General features: G+C 64.9%; 10 protein-coding genes. 6 read left to right on the forward strand and 4 right to left on the reverse strand.

Annotated elements, in window-relative coordinates; translation table 11 throughout:
* Positions 1-220: 220 nt before the first annotated feature.
* The 3 genes from FB466_RS12120 (at position 221) to FB466_RS12130 (ending at position 6,652) form a co-directional block, all read left to right on the forward strand.
* Positions 221-5,110, forward strand: a complete 4,890-nt coding sequence (locus tag FB466_RS12120) for an ExeM/NucH family extracellular endonuclease (RefSeq protein ID WP_141918634.1) — start codon at positions 221-223, stop codon at positions 5,108-5,110.
* Between the two features lie 210 nt (positions 5,111-5,320).
* On the forward strand, positions 5,321-6,271 hold the full coding sequence (locus FB466_RS12125; protein ID WP_211344820.1) for an aldo/keto reductase: 951 nt from the start codon (positions 5,321-5,323) through the stop codon (positions 6,269-6,271).
* Positions 6,272-6,310: 39 nt separating this feature from the next.
* Positions 6,311-6,652 (forward strand): NIPSNAP family protein, encoded by a 342-nt coding sequence (locus FB466_RS12130; RefSeq protein WP_141918635.1) that lies wholly within the window; start codon positions 6,311-6,313, stop codon positions 6,650-6,652.
* Here FB466_RS12130 and FB466_RS12135 read toward each other — a convergent pair.
* Both FB466_RS12135 and FB466_RS12140 read right to left on the reverse strand, forming a co-directional pair.
* Positions 6,624-7,058 carry a GNAT family acetyltransferase gene (locus FB466_RS12135; protein WP_211344821.1) on the reverse strand — a complete coding sequence of 145 codons (435 nt, stop codon included), beginning with the start codon at positions 7,056-7,058 and terminating at the stop codon, positions 6,624-6,626. The two genes, FB466_RS12130 and FB466_RS12135, sit on opposite strands and share 29 nt — an antisense overlap.
* A 220-nt stretch (positions 7,059-7,278) precedes the next feature.
* A complete protein-coding gene (locus FB466_RS12140; protein WP_141918636.1) occupies positions 7,279-8,508 on the reverse strand; it encodes a pyridoxal phosphate-dependent aminotransferase in 1,230 nt (409 codons plus the stop codon).
* A 145-nt stretch (positions 8,509-8,653) separates the two neighbouring features.
* Here FB466_RS12140 and FB466_RS12145 point away from each other — a divergent pair, with 145 nt between their 5' ends.
* From FB466_RS12145 to FB466_RS12155, 3 genes are all read left to right on the forward strand, one after another.
* Positions 8,654-14,770, forward strand: a complete 6,117-nt coding sequence (locus FB466_RS12145) for a DUF4011 domain-containing protein (RefSeq protein ID WP_141918637.1) — start codon at positions 8,654-8,656, stop codon at positions 14,768-14,770.
* Between the two features lie 133 nt (positions 14,771-14,903).
* Positions 14,904-15,080: a hypothetical protein gene (locus FB466_RS12150; RefSeq protein WP_141918638.1), complete on the forward strand. Its 177-nt coding sequence runs from the start codon at positions 14,904-14,906 to the stop codon at positions 15,078-15,080.
* Positions 15,081-15,118: 38 nt separating this feature from the next.
* Complete coding sequence (locus FB466_RS12155) at positions 15,119-16,156, forward strand: hypothetical protein (RefSeq protein ID WP_141918639.1); 1,038 nt, start codon at positions 15,119-15,121, stop codon at positions 16,154-16,156.
* A 12-nt stretch (positions 16,157-16,168) separates the two neighbouring features.
* Here the strand turns inward: FB466_RS12155 and FB466_RS12160 are convergent, their stop codons facing one another.
* On the reverse strand, positions 16,169-16,663 hold the full coding sequence (locus FB466_RS12160) for a DUF779 domain-containing protein (RefSeq protein WP_141918640.1): 495 nt from the start codon (positions 16,661-16,663) through the stop codon (positions 16,169-16,171).
* Between the two features lie 136 nt (positions 16,664-16,799).
* Positions 16,800-18,323 carry an acetaldehyde dehydrogenase ExaC gene (gene exaC / locus FB466_RS12165; protein ID WP_141918641.1) on the reverse strand — a complete coding sequence of 508 codons (1,524 nt, stop codon included), beginning with the start codon at positions 18,321-18,323 and terminating at the stop codon, positions 16,800-16,802.
* Positions 18,324-18,592 lie beyond the last annotated feature (269 nt).

Below are 18,592 nucleotides of genomic sequence, written 5' to 3' on the forward strand. Positions count from 1 at the left end.
CCGACCCCAACTGAAAACCGGAATGTCAGCTCTGTTCCGGCGGAAAGCCCCGGTGGATATCGGCGCTACGAGAAGGTTACGGAAAGGAGACACCCACAATTCGACGCGACGACGACTGAACTCATAGTCTGTTTACCGCAGCGCAATGTTGGGTTAGCCGATGAGACAGACACGCTCCCTAGCGTTGGCGTTGCACCCTGTCTCAGACACGAGGAGATCTATGTCCCGCCCCCAGTGGATAACATCCCGAAAAGCCTTCGCAACGGCGCTCGCCGTGAGCCTTATTACTGGCCCACTCGCCGCAACGCCAGCGATGGCCACAACCGCGGGAACGGGGGTGATCATCAACGAGCTCTACCTCAAGGCAGGCAGCGCCGGTGCAGCCTACGCACAGAAATTTGTGGAACTCTACAACCCCACCGACACCGCTGTGTCTCTCAGCGGCTGGTCGCTCCAGTACCGTGCCGCCACGAGCGTCGCCCCCGCCAGCGGCGTCGGCACCCTCAGCGGCAGTATTCCGGCCAGGGGCTACTATCTCGTCTCGATGCCCGGTAACGGCAGCGTGGGGGCCGAGTTGCCCACCGCGGATGCCGCGGTCACGATCAACCCGTCGGGAACAACGGGCCAGGTTTTCCTCGCCGACACAACCGACAAACTCAACCCACCGGTCGGCAATGTCTCCGGCACCGAGCACGTGGTTGACTTTGTCGGCTACGGCGGTGCCACCTCGTTTGAGGGGGCGGTGGCGCCCGTCACGGACCCCAACAGCACGCCCAACTCGCTCGCTCGCACCGAGTTTATCGACAGCGACAACAATCAGGCCGACCTGACACATCCGGCCACCATCACACCGCAGAGCTCGGGCCAGCCAGACCCCGGCACGCCAGATCCGGGTACTCCCGGACCGGGAACCCCCGTTGCCATCACCGCGATTCAGGGCACCGGGGCAGCCTCACCCCTCGCCGGGCAAACCGTCACGACGCGCGGCGTGGTGACGGCCAGCTATCCCACGGGCGGCTACAACGGCTACTACATCCAGACTCCGGGAACCGGTGGCACGATTGATGCCACCCATACGGCTTCCGACGCGCTCTTTGTGTTCTCAAACTCGACCGTCGGCTCTGTTGCCGTCGGCGACTACGTGGAGGTCACCGGCGAGGTGAGCGAGTACTATGACCTCACCCAGATCACCGTGACAGGGGGCTCCGGCCTGACCACGCTCTCGGAAAGCGTGACCGCCCCCACGCCAGCCGCGGTCTCCCTGCCCCGCGCCTCCGCCGAGCGCGAGACGCTGGAGGGGATGCTCCTGGCACCCCGGGGCGAGTTCACCGTGAGCAGCACCTACACCACCAACCAGTACGGCGAGATCGGTCTCGCGGCCGGCTCAACACCGCTGCTCACCCCCACTGAAGTCGCCCGCCCCACGACCAGCGCCTACACCGCCGCGGTAGCGGAAAACGCTGCGCGTGGCGTGGTGCTCGACGATGGCGCCACCACCAACTTCCTCAGCGCGGCCAATCAGGGCATCGCGCTGCCCTACCTGACACCCGACACACCCCTCAGCGTGGGCGCGGATGTCACCTTCACGGGTGCCGTGATCTTTGACTACCGCAACAGCACGTGGAAGTTCCAGCCAACCACTCAGCTGACCGCAGGCAATGCGGCCAGCGTGCAGCCGGCATCCTTCAGTAACGTCCGCACCGACGCCCCGCGCGCCGTGGGTGGCGATATCCAGATCGCCAGCTTCAACGTACTGAACTACTTCACCACGACAGGTGACACCGTCAGCGGGTGCTCGTTCTACACCGACCGGGAGAAGAACCCGATCACCGTCAACACGGGCTGCGACGCACGCGGAGCGGCCGACGCCGCCAACCTGGCGCGCCAGCAGGCCAAAATCGTTGCGGCCATCAACGGCCTCAACGCTGAGGTCGTGTCGCTGGAGGAGATCGAGAATTCGGCCGTCTTCGGCCGGAACCGCGACTCCGCACTCGGCACCCTCACGGCGGCCCTCAACACGGCCGCGGGCAGCAACGTCTGGGAGTTTGTGGCCTCGCCAACGGCGCTCCCCGCAAACGAGGACGTCATCCGTACCGCCTTCATCTACAAAAAGGACGCTGTACAACCGGTGGGAAGCTCCCGCATCCTGGCCGATGGCACGGCGTTTAACAACGCACGCCGACCGCTCGCCCAGGAGTTTGCCGCCGCCGGAAAACCCGACGGTGCAACCTTCATCGCCATTGTGAACCACTTCAAATCGAAGGGTTCCGGCTCGGGGGCAGACGCGGATACCGGCGACGGCCAGGGCGCATCCAACGCATCCCGAGTGGCCCAGGCCAACGCCCTCGCCGACTTTTCACAGACGCTACAGGACGAGTGGGACACCGACCGGGTGTTCCTGATCGGCGACTTCAACGCGTACAGCCAGGAAGACCCCATTATCGCCCTCACCGACAGGGGATACGTTGATCTGGGGGCCACGAGTGGTAAGTACAGTTACTCGTTCAGCGGCGCAAGCGGATCGCTTGACCACATTCTCGCCTCCCCCGCGGCGTACACGGCCGTGACGGGTGTGGACATCTGGAATATCAACTCGGGAGAGTCAATCGCTCTGGAGTACAGCCGATACAACTACAACCTCACAAATTTCTATAACGAGTCACCGTACCGGTCGAGCGACCACGATCCCATCGTGGTGGGCGTGCAATTCGAGGCCGCCGACGTGAAGCTGAATCTGCTGAACATCAACGATTTCCATGGCCGTATTGATGCCAACACTGTCAAGTTTGCGGGCACGATTGAGCAGTTACGTGCGGAGAACGGCGAGAATAACTCTGTATTACTCTCCGACGGCGACAATATTGGAGCCTCCCTCTTTGCCTCCTCCTCACAGCGCGATCAGCCGACAATCGACGTGCTTAACGCCCTCGACCTGGCTGCGAGCGCCGTGGGCAACCACGAGTTCGACGCCGGGTTTACCGACCTCACCGACCGGGTGGTCGGCTCGGGGGCCACGAAGAACGCACAGTTCCCCTACCTGGGTGCCAACGTCTATCAGACGGGCACTGAGACACCCGCGCTCCCCGAATACGAGCTGATTGACCGTGGCGGGCTCACCGTCGGGGTCATCGGCGCGGTCACCGAGGAGACCCCCACACTCGTCTCCCCCGGCGGTATCGCCACGCTCTCGTTTGGTGATCCGGTGGATGCGGTTAACCGGGTCGCCGCCCAGCTGAGTGATGGCAATATGGCCAACGGTGAGGCAGACGTTCTCGTGGCCGAGTACCACGAGGGGGCCGGGGCGGGCACGCCCGAGGGGTCCACCCTCGCCGAGGAGCTTGACGCGGGCGGCATGTTTAATCGTGTCGTCACCGCGACCTCACCACTCGTCGATGTGATCTACACGGGGCACACACACAAGCAGTACGCCTGGGATGCGGCGATACCGGGAACCTCCAACACCCGCCCCGTGCTGCAAACCGGTAGTTACGGTGAAAACATCGGCCAGGTGGTGCTCTCGGTCAACCCGGAGAACAACACCGTATCCGGCTATACGGCCCGCAATGTCCCCCGCACAACCGTGGCCGACGCGAATCTTATCGCTGCGTATCCGCGTGCGGCCGAGGTGAAGACGATTGTGGATGCCGCGGTGGCGGCAGCCGATGTGACCGGTCGCGTACCGGTGGGCTCGATTACCGGTGATATCACCACCGCCTACTCGGGTGGCTCCTACACGGGCGGCTCCTACACGGGCGGGACGCGTGACAACCGTGCGGCCGAGTCCACGCTGGGCAATCTCGTGGCCAACTCGCTCGTCTCTTCGCTGTCCGCGACAGATCGCGGCGGGGCCGACATCGGCGTGGTCAACCCCGGCGGCCTGCGCGCCGAACTCTTCTACGCACCCGATGGAACCGTTTCGTATGCAGAAGCCAACGCGGTGCTGCCGTTTGTGAACAACCTCTGGACCACGTCGCTCACGGGCGCACAGTTCAAGGCGGTTCTGGAACAGCAGTGGCAGCTCAACGCCGACGGCACGGTGCCATCTCGCCCGTTCCTCAAGCTGGGCCTGTCCGAGAACGTGTCATACACGTACGACGATGGCCGCGCACAGGGCGACCGGGTGACGGGCGTGTGGATCGATGGCAAACCACTCGTGGCCGCCGACACCTACCGCATCGGCTCTTTCAGCTTCTTGCTCCAGGGTGGCGACAACTTCCGCGAATTCCTGAAGGGCACCGATACCCGAGACTCGGGTTTGATTGACCGTGATGCCTGGATCGAGTACCTGACCGCCAACTCCCCAATCGTTCCCAGTTATACGGCGCGTGCGGCGAAGGTCACGGGGGCACCCACCTCCGCCGTGGCGGCGGGCGACACCGTGGAGTTTGAGGTGAGCGGCCTCAACCTCACCTCGTTGGGCGCACCGGAAACAACAGAGTTGGCGGCGTCCTGGACGGGTTCGACCGCCACATTTGCCGCAATCCCGGTGGTGGATGGTACGGGCCAGGTGAGGGTCACGGTCCCGGTCGATGCCGTGGCCGCGAGCGAGTTCGTACTGACCGGAAAAGAGTCTGGCACCACCGTGCGCATCCCCCTCACAGTCACCGTCGCGCCGGTTGACCCGGGTACGGACCCGGGCAGTGAGAAACCCACCGAGGAGCCCAGCCCGGCAACGGATGGGCAGCTCACGGAGAGCCTTCGTGATCTGGTCTCCGTTGCCCCCGATACCGCCCGTCCGGGCGACACCGTGACGGTATTCACGGGCACCGAACACGCCGACGAGTGGATCAGCGTGTGGCTGCACTCCACCCCGGTGTCGCTCGGCGGCTGGACACAGGTCACGGCGACCGGTTCGACCCGGGTAGAGATTCCCCCGACAGCCGAACTCGGTAGCCACCGGATCGTGGTTCTGGATGCCACGGGGGCCGTGCTGGGGTGGACAACCGTCACGGTTGTCTCAGCTTCGGGCGGGTCGGGTGGCGACGCGGCCGGGTCGGGCACGCTCAGCGTGACCGGGGGTGTTGACGTCTCTCTCGCCCTGTGGAGCGCTCTTGCGCTGCTTGCGAGCGGCGGGTTCTTCGCCGCGCGTCGCCGCCGGGCCACGGACTAACCACAAGCCTCGGGCATCGCGCCGCTCCTCCGAGTGGTGCGATGCCCGAGGCTGGGCCGTGCGGGTGAATGCACAGCGAAACACAAGGTCACTCGGGGGAATTATTGTTTTCCCTCTGTAATTATTGTGAGTGAATGTGGCACCGGGTGGCCCAGCGGATGCTCTCCCGCAGCGGTGCCGTCACCGATGCGAACAGGAGAACGCCCCCTCATGACCGACACCATCACCTCCCCCGTCGCTCTCGGCTCGTCCGATCTACGCGTCTTCCCAATCACCCTCGGTGGCAATGTTTTCCGCTGGACCGCGGGCGAGGCCGAGTCACACAGCGTGCTTGACGCTTTTGTGGCCGGTGGCGGCAATCTGATCGATACGGCCGATGGGTACTCGCACTGGGCACCGGGCCATACGGGCGGCGAGAGCGAGACGGTGATTGGCTCCTGGTTGAGCGGGCGGGGCACCCGTGATGACGTACTCATTGCCACCAAGGTCAGCACACATCCCGCTTTCTCGGGCCTCGCACCCGAGACCATCCGGGCTGCCGCGGAGGCCTCCCTTGCCCGCCTCCAGACCGACCACATCGACCTCTACTACGCACACTTCGACGACCCGAGTGTTCCTCTCGCAGACAGCGTCGGTGCCCTCTCTGAGCTTGTGGATGCCGGGAAGGTGCGCTACCTGGCGATCTCCAACTACACCCCCGAGCGTATCGACGAGTGGTTCCAGGTCACCACGGACAACAGCCTTCACCCCGCGGTTGCGCTCCAGCCCCACTACAACCTCGTCGAGCGGGACTTCGAGCACGGTCTTCGCGATCGGGCCGAGAGATACGGTCTGGGGGTGCTCCCCTACTTTTCGCTTGCCAAGGGCTTCCTCACGGGCAAGTACCGGTCAGACACCACGAGCGACAGCCCGCGTGCCAGCCAGGCCCGCGAATACCTCGACCAGCGCGGCACCCGGGTGCTCGCCGTACTCGATAGCATCGCTGCAACACACGACGTTGAGGTGGCAAGCGTCTCTCTCGCCTGGTTGCGCCAGCAACCCACAGTTGTCGCACCAATTGCCAGCGCACGAACGGTTGATCAGCTGACAGCCTTGCTCTCCTCCGCTGCACTCACCCTGAGCGGTGACGAGCTCACGGCGCTCACAGCGGCGTCCGCGTAGCGGGCCCGGCGATCATCCCCGTAGCACTACGCTGTGGGGATGATCGTTGAAATCCGCACCTATCGCATTGTCCCGGGTGAGATTGACGAGTTTGTGCGGGTCATGATGAGCGAGTCAATCCCACTGATCGAGGCCGCCGGCATCCGGGTATGTGCCGCGGGAAAGTCTCTCGTACGCGAGGAAGGACACGACGAGGCCTACCTCATCCGAGCGTTTGACTCGTTCGAACAGCACCGGGCCCAGGAGGATGCGTTCTACTCCAGCGAAGCATGGCTGATGGGTCCGCGCAGGGCCATCGTGTCGCGGATCGAATCGGCGCACAGTGTGACCCTGGAGGTGAGCACCGAGGTCGTCATTCGGGCTCTAACGACGATGTCTTGAGCCGCTTACCCAGGCTCACCACCTCGTCACTGCCGTAACCGAGCGCCTCATAAAACGCGATGGCTGCCGTGTTGTCGGAGCGCACCTGAAGATTGAGCTTGGGGCAACCGGTGGCGCGGAGGGCCTCCTCAACGGTGGCCATGATGAGTCGCCCCCACCCCTGGCCGCGCCGTGACGGTGCGACGGCGAGGTAGTTGACCCAGCCACGATGCCCGTCGTACCCGCCCATCGCGCTGGCCACAATCATCCCGTCAATTTCCCCCACCAGGAACAGTTCGGGCTGCACCCGGAGCTTTCGCTCAATATCCAGCCGGGGATTGTTCCACGGCCGGGTTAGCCCACAGGCGACCCAGAGGTCAACCACGGCATCCTCGTCCTCGGCGGAAAACTGTCGAATCTGCATCATCCCATCCTAATTACCACCACGCTGGGCGCACCGCACGGAAGGGTTCCCTGCCGAGCGAACCGATCGCACCCGCGCACTATGCGGCCCTCGGCGCGTTCACCGCCGAGACGTACGCGGAGCGGGGAACATCAGCCGGTTCATATCGGTAAAACTAGCATCCGAGCGGGCGGGTAACGACAGGCCGCGGACGCGCAGAATGCGTGCAACCCGCTCCCCCGCTTTACTCCTGAAACCGCACGATTCGCTTGATCGCGGCGGCCACGGCGGTCTCCCCCGCGGCAAAGCTTAGCCGCACGGTTCGGTGCCCATGAAGCGGGTCAAAGTCGGTGCCTGGCACGAGCGCCACCCCCTCAGCATCCAGGAGTGCCCGCGCGTACGCACGTGACGTTCCCCAGCGGTCCAGTTGCTCGCCCAGGTCGGCGTAGTAGTAGAAGGCCCCGTCGGCGGGGGCTGCGATGCCCCAGCCCAGCCGGTCGTGGGCTGCGAGGAGAAGGGAACGCGCTCGGGCGAACGAGGTAACAACAGCGTCTCGTTCCGCGTACGTCTCGGCGGTGAACGCGCCGAGGGCCGCATATTGCGCGGGTGCGGGCGGACACAGGGAGAAGTTACCAGCGAGAGCCTCCATCGCATCGGTGAGGTCCTCAGGCATGAGCGCCCAGCCGAGCCGCCAGCCGGTCATGCCCCAGTACTTACTGAACGAGCTAATGACGAGACCGCTTCGGTTGGTTTCCCAGGTGCTGACACCGCGGGGGTCAGCTGCGCCGGGTTCGGGGTAGGTAATGCCGTGGTAAATCTCATCGCTGACGAGGCGTACACCGTGCGCTGCACACCAGCCGGTGAGGGCTTCAAGCTCGGCGCGGTTTGTCATTGTTCCCGTAGGGTTGGCGGGTGAGGCGAGGATGAGCCCGTGCAGGGGGCCGTGGGCGGCTTGGGCGGCATCGAGCAGGGCCGGGGTGGGTTGGAAGCGGGTCTCGGGTCCGGTCTGGATGGTGACAACCTCGATACCAAGAGCCGTCAGAATATTGCGATAGGCGGGATATCCGGGGCTCGCGAGCGCCACCCGATCCCCAGGGTTGAACGCGGCAAGAAAGCTGAGGGTGAACGCCCCGGAGGAGCCCGTGGTGACCGCAACCCGCTCGGGCGGCACGTCGAGTCCGTACCACTTTCGGTAGTGGCCAGCGATCGCGTCCCGTAGTTCGCGGGTGCCGATGGCGCTCGTGTAGCCGAGGGCGGGGGTGCCCGTGATGTGCAGCAGGGCAGCGGAGTCGCTCACGGCGGCGGGGGCACCCACGCTCGGCTCGCCGGCACACAGGGATACCACGTCCCGCCCCTGGGCGCGCAGCTGCTCCACCCGACCCAGAATCTCCATCACCTCAAAGGCTGGTACCCGGGAGCGCGCGGAGGCTGCCAGCGGACGGACGGACGGCGGCGGAGGCGTTGGCACGGTCATGGTCCCCACGCTAGCAAGGTTCCAGACTCGGGGCAGCCCGCGGAAACGCGGCCCGACCAACCGGGTTCACGGGGTTAACCGGGTTAGCATCGTGTAGGTACCACCCCGTTTGACTCACATTCCCCATCCCCCCGAAGGAATAACCATGAGTGACCCCTCGATCTACGAGGTTCTCGATGCGGCGAGCCCTGGCCTGCAGATGCAGGTGGAGTTTCAGCCGAGAGCCAACTACGCACTGGCAGTGGGCGGCCTACCGTGCGTGCGTGCTGTGGTCGTCCACAACGAGACGGCGCACGAGTGGGGCTCACTCACAATCACGGGCAAGCTAGCCACGGGGCCGGTGGAGGATTCCGTGTTCACCATCGTCGTTCCCGGTCCACACGCACCCGGCCAGACGGTGCGTGTCGCCGATGAGCGGATAACATCGGCGTTTCTGCCGCTGCTGGCGGCCTCAGCAGAGGTGAGCAGCGCCAAGCTGTCGGTGTCGGTATCAATCCCAGAGTCACCGACGGGCCCGCTGTCGGCGAGCGTCACGCTCTCCGCCGCCAACGAGTTCCTCAACTGGCCTGCACTCCACGCGGCATTGGCCACATTTGTCCAGCCGGATGCGCGTGAGGTCACCTCCATTCTGCAGGAGGCCTCCGACACCCTACTCACCCACACGGGTGACGGGTTGCTCGGCGGGTATCGGACACTCGGGGGGCGTCCGATGCACATCGCGGGGGCGATCTACGAGAGCATCCGCTCCCTCGGCATCACCTACCTGAACCCGCCAGCGTCGTTCGAGTTCACGGGGCAGTCAGTGCGTACCGCACAGCGGGTTATCGCGGACCACTGTGGCAGCTGTATCGACCTGGCCGTGATGTATGCCGCGTGTATGGAGGCGGCCGGTCTGCACCCGGTGATCTTTACCACCCAGGATCACGCGTTTGCGGGCTTCTACACGAGCGAGTACTACGGAGACCGGCCGGTGCACACCTCCCCCCAGCTGATTGCCCAGCTGGTCGAGGCTGGACACATCATCCCGGTAGAGCTCACCGGCATCAATCCAGGCTTTGACGTGGTGTTTCGTGACTCGGTGAAACAGGCCCGCGCGTACTTCACCCACAGCGGCGACCTGGTGCGCACGATGGTAGATGTGGCGGCCTCCCGACTCAACAACGTCATGCCCCTCCCGCTGCGCACACCAGCGGGCGAGGTAGATCGGGTGGCAGCCGCAACCGCGATATCTGCCCGCAGCTGGGTAGCCCATTCTCGTCTTCCGCACCTGGCCCAGGAGCAGCAGAGCGCCGGGCGTGTACGCGACCAACTCGACCGAGAGGACAGCTCACCGGCCCAATTCCATCGCTGGAAGAGCGAACTGCTCGACCTGTCGCCGCGCAATCCGCTTCTGAACCTGCCGCACAGCCACCGAGTCATCGACCTGGTCATGCCGAGCGGGATGCTCCCTCTACTCGACGATGTGCTGCACGACGGCAAAAAAGTTCGTCTCTTCCCCCACGACGGTGTGGACGAGCTGATGCAGACCCGTGGTATCCGCGTGGCAAGCGAGATGGCCCCCGAGGCTATGAAGTCCCGCTTCCGCTCCATGCGTGTGCTGCACACCCTGATTGACGCATCCAGCTTCCGAGCGGCACTCACCCGACTGCGCAGAGAAGCCGATACTCGAGAGCAGGAGACAGGCACCAGCTCCCTCTACCTCACGCTCGGCTCACTCATACACACGAGAGCCAACGGTGAGGAGGCTCGGGCTCCGCTGTTTCTGCTCCCGATCAAACTGCGCGGGTTGCAACGGCTCGGCGACTTCACGATCACGGTGGATGGCGGCGACATTGCCTCGGTAAATCGGTGCCTCACGCAGTGGCTCGCCGCCACGGCCGGTGTACGTCTCCCCGCACTCGACACCCCCGAGGTAGATGATTCTGGCCTCGCCGTTGAGTCGATCCTGACCCGACTACGCGCATCGCTCACGGAACACACGCTGCCGTTCCGTATTGAGGAGGACGCCAGTATCGCGCTGCTCCCCTTCCCCGCCTTCCAGATATGGAAGGATCTCGACGACAACTGGGAGACCCTGTATCAGAACCCCCTGGTGCGGCACCTGGTGGACCGCCCTGGTGAGACGTTTATCGACCCCCGGGCCAATGTACCTGCCGTCGTCAACGAGTCGAGTATCCGGCTGCCTCTCGCGGCGGACGGTTCCCAGCTGCGCGCAATTGCCCGGGCCAACGCCGGGCAGTCTTTCGTGCTGGAGGGCCCTCCCGGCACGGGCAAGTCGCAGACCATCACCAACCTCATCGTGCACCTGCTGCGCGAGGGCAAAAAGGTGCTGTTTGTTGCCGAGAAGCAGGCCGCTCTTGAGGTGGTCCGGCAACGACTGGACAGCTCGGGGGTTGCCCCTTTCACCCTCGAGCTGCACGGACAGATGCAGTCAATGAACGCCATTCGTGGCCAGCTGCGTCGCGCGTTGGAGGCGCGGGCCCCCGCCACCAGCGCGGGGTGGTCGGCCGAGGATGCGCGCCTGCGCAGCACCACAACCGAGCTATCCACCTACCCGCAGCGCGTCCACGGAACCAACGCCGCGGGCCACTCGCTCTGGAGCGCGTTCGATGAGCTGGGCGCGCTCGGGCCAGATGGCCCCATCGCCACGGTCTCACCCGTTACCGTGTCCTCCGGCAACCTGGACCGGGAATCCGCTCTCAGCACCGCCCAGGCGTTCCAGGAGTTAGCCCTCCGATTCCCCTTCGGAACGCACCACCCCTGGGCGCTCACGGGGCCCATCGACCCGACTCAGCTCACAGCAGACGCGCTCGCCGCGGCACTGCATCATCTGGTACGCGCGCGCACCCAGGTCGCCGCCCTGACCCCGGATGCCCGCCAATTGCTCTCCCGCTTCCACCCGGGCGGGGAGCTCACTGCCGCCTTGCGGCTCGTCTCCGGCTGGCAGCGCGGCTGCGCCCCCAGCCCCGACACGCTCCCAACGATTGTGCGCCCCGGCTGGGGCGAGCGGGTGGATGCTGCGCTGCGCGGGTTGAAACTCCTGCGCGAACGACACGCCGACGTGATCTCTCGTGTGCGCCCTGAAGCGTACGATGACCCTGCGGTGCCTGGCCTCCTCGCCGAGTCGGCCGCACTCGACGGTGCCTGGTTCTTCCCCGAGTTACGCCGTCAGAAAATCGTGGCGCGGGTGACCCCGCTCCTCTCACCGTCAGCACCGACCGGACCCGTTCTGCGCGGGGCCGAGGTCACCCGACTGCTCCAGAGTATTCGAGATGTCGCGGCGGAGAGCCCGGCAGTGAGCGCTCTACTCATCGAGGCCCCCGGGCTCACCGTACCGCCCTCCTGGCGGCCATATAATCCCCAGGCGGAGGAAGATCTCGCCGAGTCCCGTGAGCTCGCTGAGCTGGCCGTCTGGGTCAGCCAGCACGCCCCCGGCAGCGTTCCGATACTTGCCACACTCCCGCCCACCGACGTGGCCATCCTCGCCGAGATTGATCGAGCCTGGCAGGGCTGGCTCGGTGCCCTCGGTGCCCCGGCTCGCAACGTTTCCCGCTGGGCACCCCTCGTTGGCCCCCTCTCCCGGGACTGGGTAGAGGCCTGGGCCCAGGATCTACCCCGGTGGCAATCCGATATAGCGACGACCGGTGCCCTCAGCGCACAGCACGTCGCCGGTCTCGCCCTCCTCTGCGAGAACCTGGCGAACCAGGGACTCCACGAGTTTGCGGACGAGCTCATGTCCGGCACAATTGCCGCGGTGGAGGCACCCACTGCCCTGCTGCGGGGAATCGCCACGGCATCCCTTGCCGAGCGCGGAGCCGCCGCCCAGATCAACGTGTTCGACGCGGTGCGGCAGGATCTGCTCGCCGGAACCTTCCCTGAGCAGGGCCAACGCGTCCGCGAGATGTTCCGTCGGGTGCTGGTGAGCGACATCCTCAGCCAGCGTCCGTTCAACCCCGAACAGCTCCGCGGTGAGGTCGCCGACCTACAACGCCAAATCGAGCGCAGCCGTGGGGGGATGCCCTTCCGCGAATTGACGACACGTTTCCCCCACGCCCTCACCTCGCTCACCCCGTGCATTCTCACCAGTCCAGAGGCTCTCGCACACCACCTCGACCCCCGCACGCTGCACGTTGACGTCGTCATCTTCGACGAGGCCTCCCGTATCCCCATAACCCAGACGATTGGTGCGATGGGTCGGGCCGATTCGGTCATTATCGTGGGCGACTCACAGCAGGTTCCTCCCACGCGCACGATGCGGGTGGAAACGGTGACCCCCCAGGCGGAGATCATCGTGGACGAACTGGTGGTCGAGAACCGGGAGAGCATTCTCACCGCGGCCATTGCGGCTGGGCTGCCGCGGGAGCGACTCACCTGGCACTACCGTAGCGCCGACGAAAAACTGATTGCCTTCTCCAATGCGAACTACTACAACGACAGCCTGACCACCCTGCCATCCCCGCAGATCGCGGCGGCATCGACGCCCCGGATGTCGTCCCTGTCCGCTGCGCAACACGGGACGGGTCTGTCCTGGCGACGGGTCAGCGGCACGTTTGACCGCGGCAGCGGCCGCACCAACCTGGTCGAGGCCCAAGCGGTTGTTCATGAGATCCAGACGCGCCTACGCAATCCGCGCACCCGAAACCAGTCAATCGGCGTGGTGTGCCTCAACGCCCAACAGCGCGACCTCATCCTCACCCTGCTCGAATCTAACGACGATCTCCTCGTGCAACAGGCTCTCGGCCTCGGCGATACCGGCTCGACCGAACCCCTGTTTGTGAAGGACATGGAGAGTGTGCAGGGCGACGAGCGCGATGTGATCCTGTTCTCGCTCGTCCTCTCACCGGATAGCGAGACCGGCAACCTCCCCCTCACGAGTGGCCCCCTTGCCCGTGAGGGGGGCCAGCTGCGCCTGAACGTGGCGATCACCCGGGCCCGCACCCGCGTGGTGCTTTTTAGTTCCTTCGACCCCGCCGCCATTGACCTCTCTCGCTCGACACCGGCCGGCCTGCGTGATCTACGCGGTTACCTGGAGTTTGTGGCGGCCGAATCCGATGATTCCTCCGGAAGATCAACCGCACCTGCGGCCCCGGTTCCCCTCCCCACCGACTCCACAGCCCGCTTCGTCTCGGAGCTCACGACAGAGTTGCGTGGGCGCGGGCTGATCGTGGCCAACACTGTGGGGCGCTCCGCCTTCCGGGTGGACCTCGCCATCCGCCGCGCCAACGCCCGCTCGTGGGAGTTGGCCGTGCTGGTTGACGGCCCCGAGTGGGCCTCCCGTCCCACCGTGGCCGACCGTGACGGCGCACCCGCCCTCCTGGAGTCCCGGATGGGCTGGCGTTCGGCGGCCCGCGTCTGGCTACCCGCCTGGTTGCGGGACCGAAGCGCGGTGGTCGAGCGCCTCATGAGCCTGCTGGCTAACCCCGACGGTGCTACCGTGGCCAAACTTGACGAGTTCGACCCGCTCGTCTTTGAGGGCGAAGCGGTGGTGTCCAACGATAGCGAGGTGGGGCCATCGGCGCTCACGCCGTCACACGCCCGTCTTCTCCCCCTTCGGGGGGAGTCACCCGCACTCAGCCGTGTGGCCTCGCTCATCGCAACCAACCAGAACACCGCGGACCCTACAGCTCCCGAGGAGGAGAACCCTGAGGACGAGGCCCTGACCGTCGCCGACTACGCGCCCACGATCCTACCGTTCGTTGCGGCCGATACGGGTGTCATCGCGTCACAATCGGCCCTCAACAATATCATCATGGCGACACCCGCGGTGGAGAGCTACGCCGCCGAGGCCCTCGCGACGGAGGGGCCCATCGAGCTCGGACGTCTCGCGCTACTCGTGGCCAAACGTTTCGGCTTCTCGCGCATCGGCCCGGGCCGTCGCGACGAACTCAGCCGGGTTATCACGGCCCGCTTCACCACCACGCACGACGAGGGCACATTTGTGTGGCCCGATGGGATCTCCCCGGACAACTGGCGCGATGCGTACACGGTCGAAGCCTCCGGTGATCGCACCGTCAACGAGGTCAGCGTGCAGGAAATCGCGAATGCGATGTGCATCCTCCTGCGCGAGTCATTCTCGATGAGCCCCGAAGAGCTTGATCTGGAGACCTCGCGCGCCCTCGGCTATTCTCGGGCAAACGAGGCGACAAAAAGCCGCTTCCGTCGGGCCCTCACCCTCGCAATCACGAGCGGTCGTGTCGCCCACGACGGGGACCGCTACCTGCCGGGTATCGAACCCCGGGATACCGTGGCCGCGCACCGTTAGGGGCTGCCCCCCGGGCAGCATAAACCCTGTTCAAAAACCCTTATAAAGCAGTGGATTTCTATGTTCGACTACAACCCCTACGATTTCCTCGCCCCCGTCCCCTCCTTCACCGTAACGAGCGCAGACCTCACCGATGGTGTCCGGCTACTGGCACTGGGCCGTTTTCAACATCCCCGTCTCGATCACAGAGCTCCCCGCTAACGCGGGTGCCCCCGAATCTACTCCGGTCGCACTCAGCTCTCAGTTGCGCATGCACACCCTGGGTCGCGCCACCCTCACCGGAATTGGTGAGGCCCCCGACGTTCAATAACGCTCGGCTCGCCCAGTCTGATCCGTTAGAGTCAGGGGGTGACTCGACACCTGAAATGGCTCATCCCACTGCTTCTCGCCCCGCTGTCGTTTTTCGGTTGCGCCTGGGTTGCTCAGCTGACAATTGCCAACTCCGACGGTAATCTCAACACCCAACCCAGCTTTGGTCTGACAGTCGTGGTGGTCGCGTCAATAATGTTGCCGGTGTTCTTCGTGCTCTGGGCGGCCGTGGCTGGGCTCCGTCTCGTCCGGGAGGCCACCCGCCTCCGGATCGAGAGTCGGGCGGCGGACGGCCCCCAGACGAATGCGCAGCCCGCCCGGAGCTACGCGAGCAGCGCCGAGAGCTACCTCACCCCCGAGCGCAACCAGATCCGTGCCGAACGGCGCGATGCGGAGGCCGAAACCACCTCGACTCACAGCGCGGCAGACGAGGACATCGCCGAGCCGGAACCCTTCGTCTACCTGTCGCAGGAACCCTCAACCGACCCCCAGATAACCACCCTCACTGCGCTGAGCGACGCCTCCTCGCTCCTCGCTCTCCTCCAGGTAGACCTGGAGCCCGCACCCATCGAGATCATCGGCCGCGAAAGCATCGAGGGCGACCCAGAGGAGGTCTTCCACTACGAAACCACCCTCTTCCACTCTCGATTCACCGGCAACGTCTTCACCGACGGCAACCAGGAAGACGACGACAGCGCGTTCCCCGCCTTCGTTCGCGCGGGACTCACCGTCGGTGACGCCCACAGCCCCGCCGCGATTGACGCGCTGCACCTGAGCGATGCCGAACGGGGCCTGATTGGCGGCTGGCGGCAGCCACAGCCCGTACGCGTCATCGTGACGGATGAGCGGGTCCTGTGCCTCGTCGAGGGCGAGTGGACCAGTATCCGATTTGACGATATGGCGGTGCTCTACCCCTCACCCGAGCGCCGCGGGTTCATCGCCGAGATGCGCACAGACCTGCCCGTGCTACTGAGCGGCCCCACCGCCCCCATTCTGGCCGTGTGGGTGATCTACCTCACTCAGGGTGCCGAGTGGCTCTGGGAGGACGCCTCACTCGATATGCTCCGCGGAAAATAGCCCGCACAGCCCTCAGGGGAGGGAGCACAGCCCCACCCACGGACCCGACAGGTCCACCGGGGCGACGGGCACGGGGGCGACAGCCTCACCATCCTCCAACTGCTGCCGGGAGGGGGCTGGTGCCACCGCAGCCAGTTCTTCGGGGGTAAACACCCGCGCCCGGGATACAAACGCGAACCCCAGGTCGCCCTCCAGCGAGTAGCCCAGGCCATCGCTGGGCACCACGTCAAGAACCACCTGGGTGTGCGCCCACGCCTCCTGCTGACGGAAGGAGATCCACACCGGGGTGGGCCGAGCATCGGCATCAACCCCGTCGAGCACGGAGCCGAGCAGACGATCAGCCGGGGCCACCACAAAGTGCGCGGCCAGGACGCAGAGGGGGGTACTACCCTCGCAGCAGCCGCCCGACTGGTGCAGGATCACGTCGCCGTTGTCGGCGCGAACGCGACGCAGGACATCCGCCGCCGCCCGGGTCATCACCACACGGGAGCAGTCTTCATGCTGCATGAGACCATGCCTTTCGCTGGGTACGGCACACCACACGGTGCGCACAGGAAAAGCGGCGTTGGGATGACGCCCCTAGCTGCCGTCATCCCGCCGCCGCCTCGCTTACTCAGACCTGAGTAATGTTTTGGTGGTTTTCCTAGTACAGGCCCTGGGGCTCTTCGGAGTACGAAACGAGCAGGTTCTTGGTCTGCTGGTACGCGTCAAGAACCATCTTGTGCGTCTCGCGACCGATACCGGACTCCTTGTACCCGCCAAACGCCGCACCGGCCGGATAGTTGTGGTAGGTGTTGGTCCAGACACGACCGGCTTGGATGGCCCGCCCTGCCTTGTACTGGATCCGACCGCTGCGGCTCCACACACCGGCACCCAGACCGTAGATGGTGTCGTTAGCAATCGAGATCGCGTCATCAAAGTCGGTAAACGAGGTCACCGACAGGACCGGTCCAAAGATCTCCTCCTGGAAAACGCGCATCGAGTTCTGACCCTTGAAAACCGTCGGCTTCACGTAGAAACCGCCGGCCAGGTCGCCCTCCAGGATGTTGCGCTCGCCACCGGTGAGCACCTCAGCGCCCTCTTCTTTGCCCACCTTGATGTAGCCGAGGATGGTGTTCATCTGGTTCTCACTCACCTGGGCACCCACCTGGGTGTTGGTGTCGAGAGGGTTACCCTGGATCGCCGACTCCACGCGGGCCACAGCATCCGTGAGGAACTTCTCGTAGATGGACTCCTGCACGAGGGCGCGCGATGGGCAGGTGCAGATCTCACCCTGGTTGAGTTGGAAGAGCGAGAAACCTTCCAGCGCCTTCTGGTAGAACGCGTCGTCTTTATCCGCAACATCAGCAAAGAACACGTTGGGGCTCTTGCCACCCAGTTCCAGGGTGGCCGGGATAATCAGGTTGGCAGCCGACTGGGCAATTGAGCGTCCCACGCTCGTCGAACCGGTGAACGCGATCTTGCGGATACGCGTGCTGTTGGCCAGCGCGTTGCCCACCTTTGAGCCCGCACCGTTCACAATGTTGAGCACACCTGCGGGGAGCAAATCTTCAAACGATTTCACAAACTCCAACAGCGAGACGGGGGTCTCGCTTGCCGGCTTGAGCACAATGGTGTTTCCGGCGGCCAGGGCCGGGGCAATCTTCCACGCGGCCATCAGAATGGGGAAGTTCCAGGGAATAATCTGACCCACAACACCAAGTGGCTCCTGGAAGTGGTAGGCCACCAGGTCTTCGTTTACCTCGTTGGTGTTTGACTCCTGCGCGCGGATGGCGGCGGCAAAGTAGCGGAAGTGGTCGGCCGCCAGTGGGATGTCAGCGGCGAGGGTCTCGCGCACCGGCTTGCCGTTATCCCAGGTGTCGGCGACGGCAATCTTCTCCAGGTTCTCGTCGATGCGGTCGCCGATCTTCCAGAGGATCTCGGCACGCTGCGTGGCCGACAATTTGCTCCAGGCGGGGAAGGCCTCCCACGCGGCGTCGAGGGCAAGCTCTACGTCCGGGGCGGTGCTGCGAGGGGCCCGGGTGAAGGCCTGGCCCGTGACGGGCGTGGTGACGTCAAAATACTGGCCCTCGACGGGTGGTACCCACTGGCCGCCGATGAAGTTCTCGTATTGCTCCTGAAAGGTGATGACGCTTCCGGGCGTGCCCGGCTGTGCATAAACAGTCATTGAGGGGGTTCACTTTCCTTCGTAATCACCCACACCGAGAAGTGTGGGACGGTCCCGTAACAGCCGACACTGGGGTCGCGGGGCCCGGAGCCGACTATAGCCCGTTACCAAGCCCCTCGGCGGCCCTTTTGGGGTCGCTGCAGAAGGCCACCCCCAACACCCGCAATGACCTCACGTCATGGCAACGGATTTTATCGCGACCTCCCCGCAAAGAAACCACATATTTGCCACCCGTATTATACCCTGAACAGGCTTTTTATTGCAGACAC

Origin of the sequence: Klugiella xanthotipulae (assembly GCF_006716695.1) — a bacterium.
Lineage (GTDB): Bacteria > Actinomycetota > Actinomycetes > Actinomycetales > Microbacteriaceae > Klugiella > Klugiella xanthotipulae.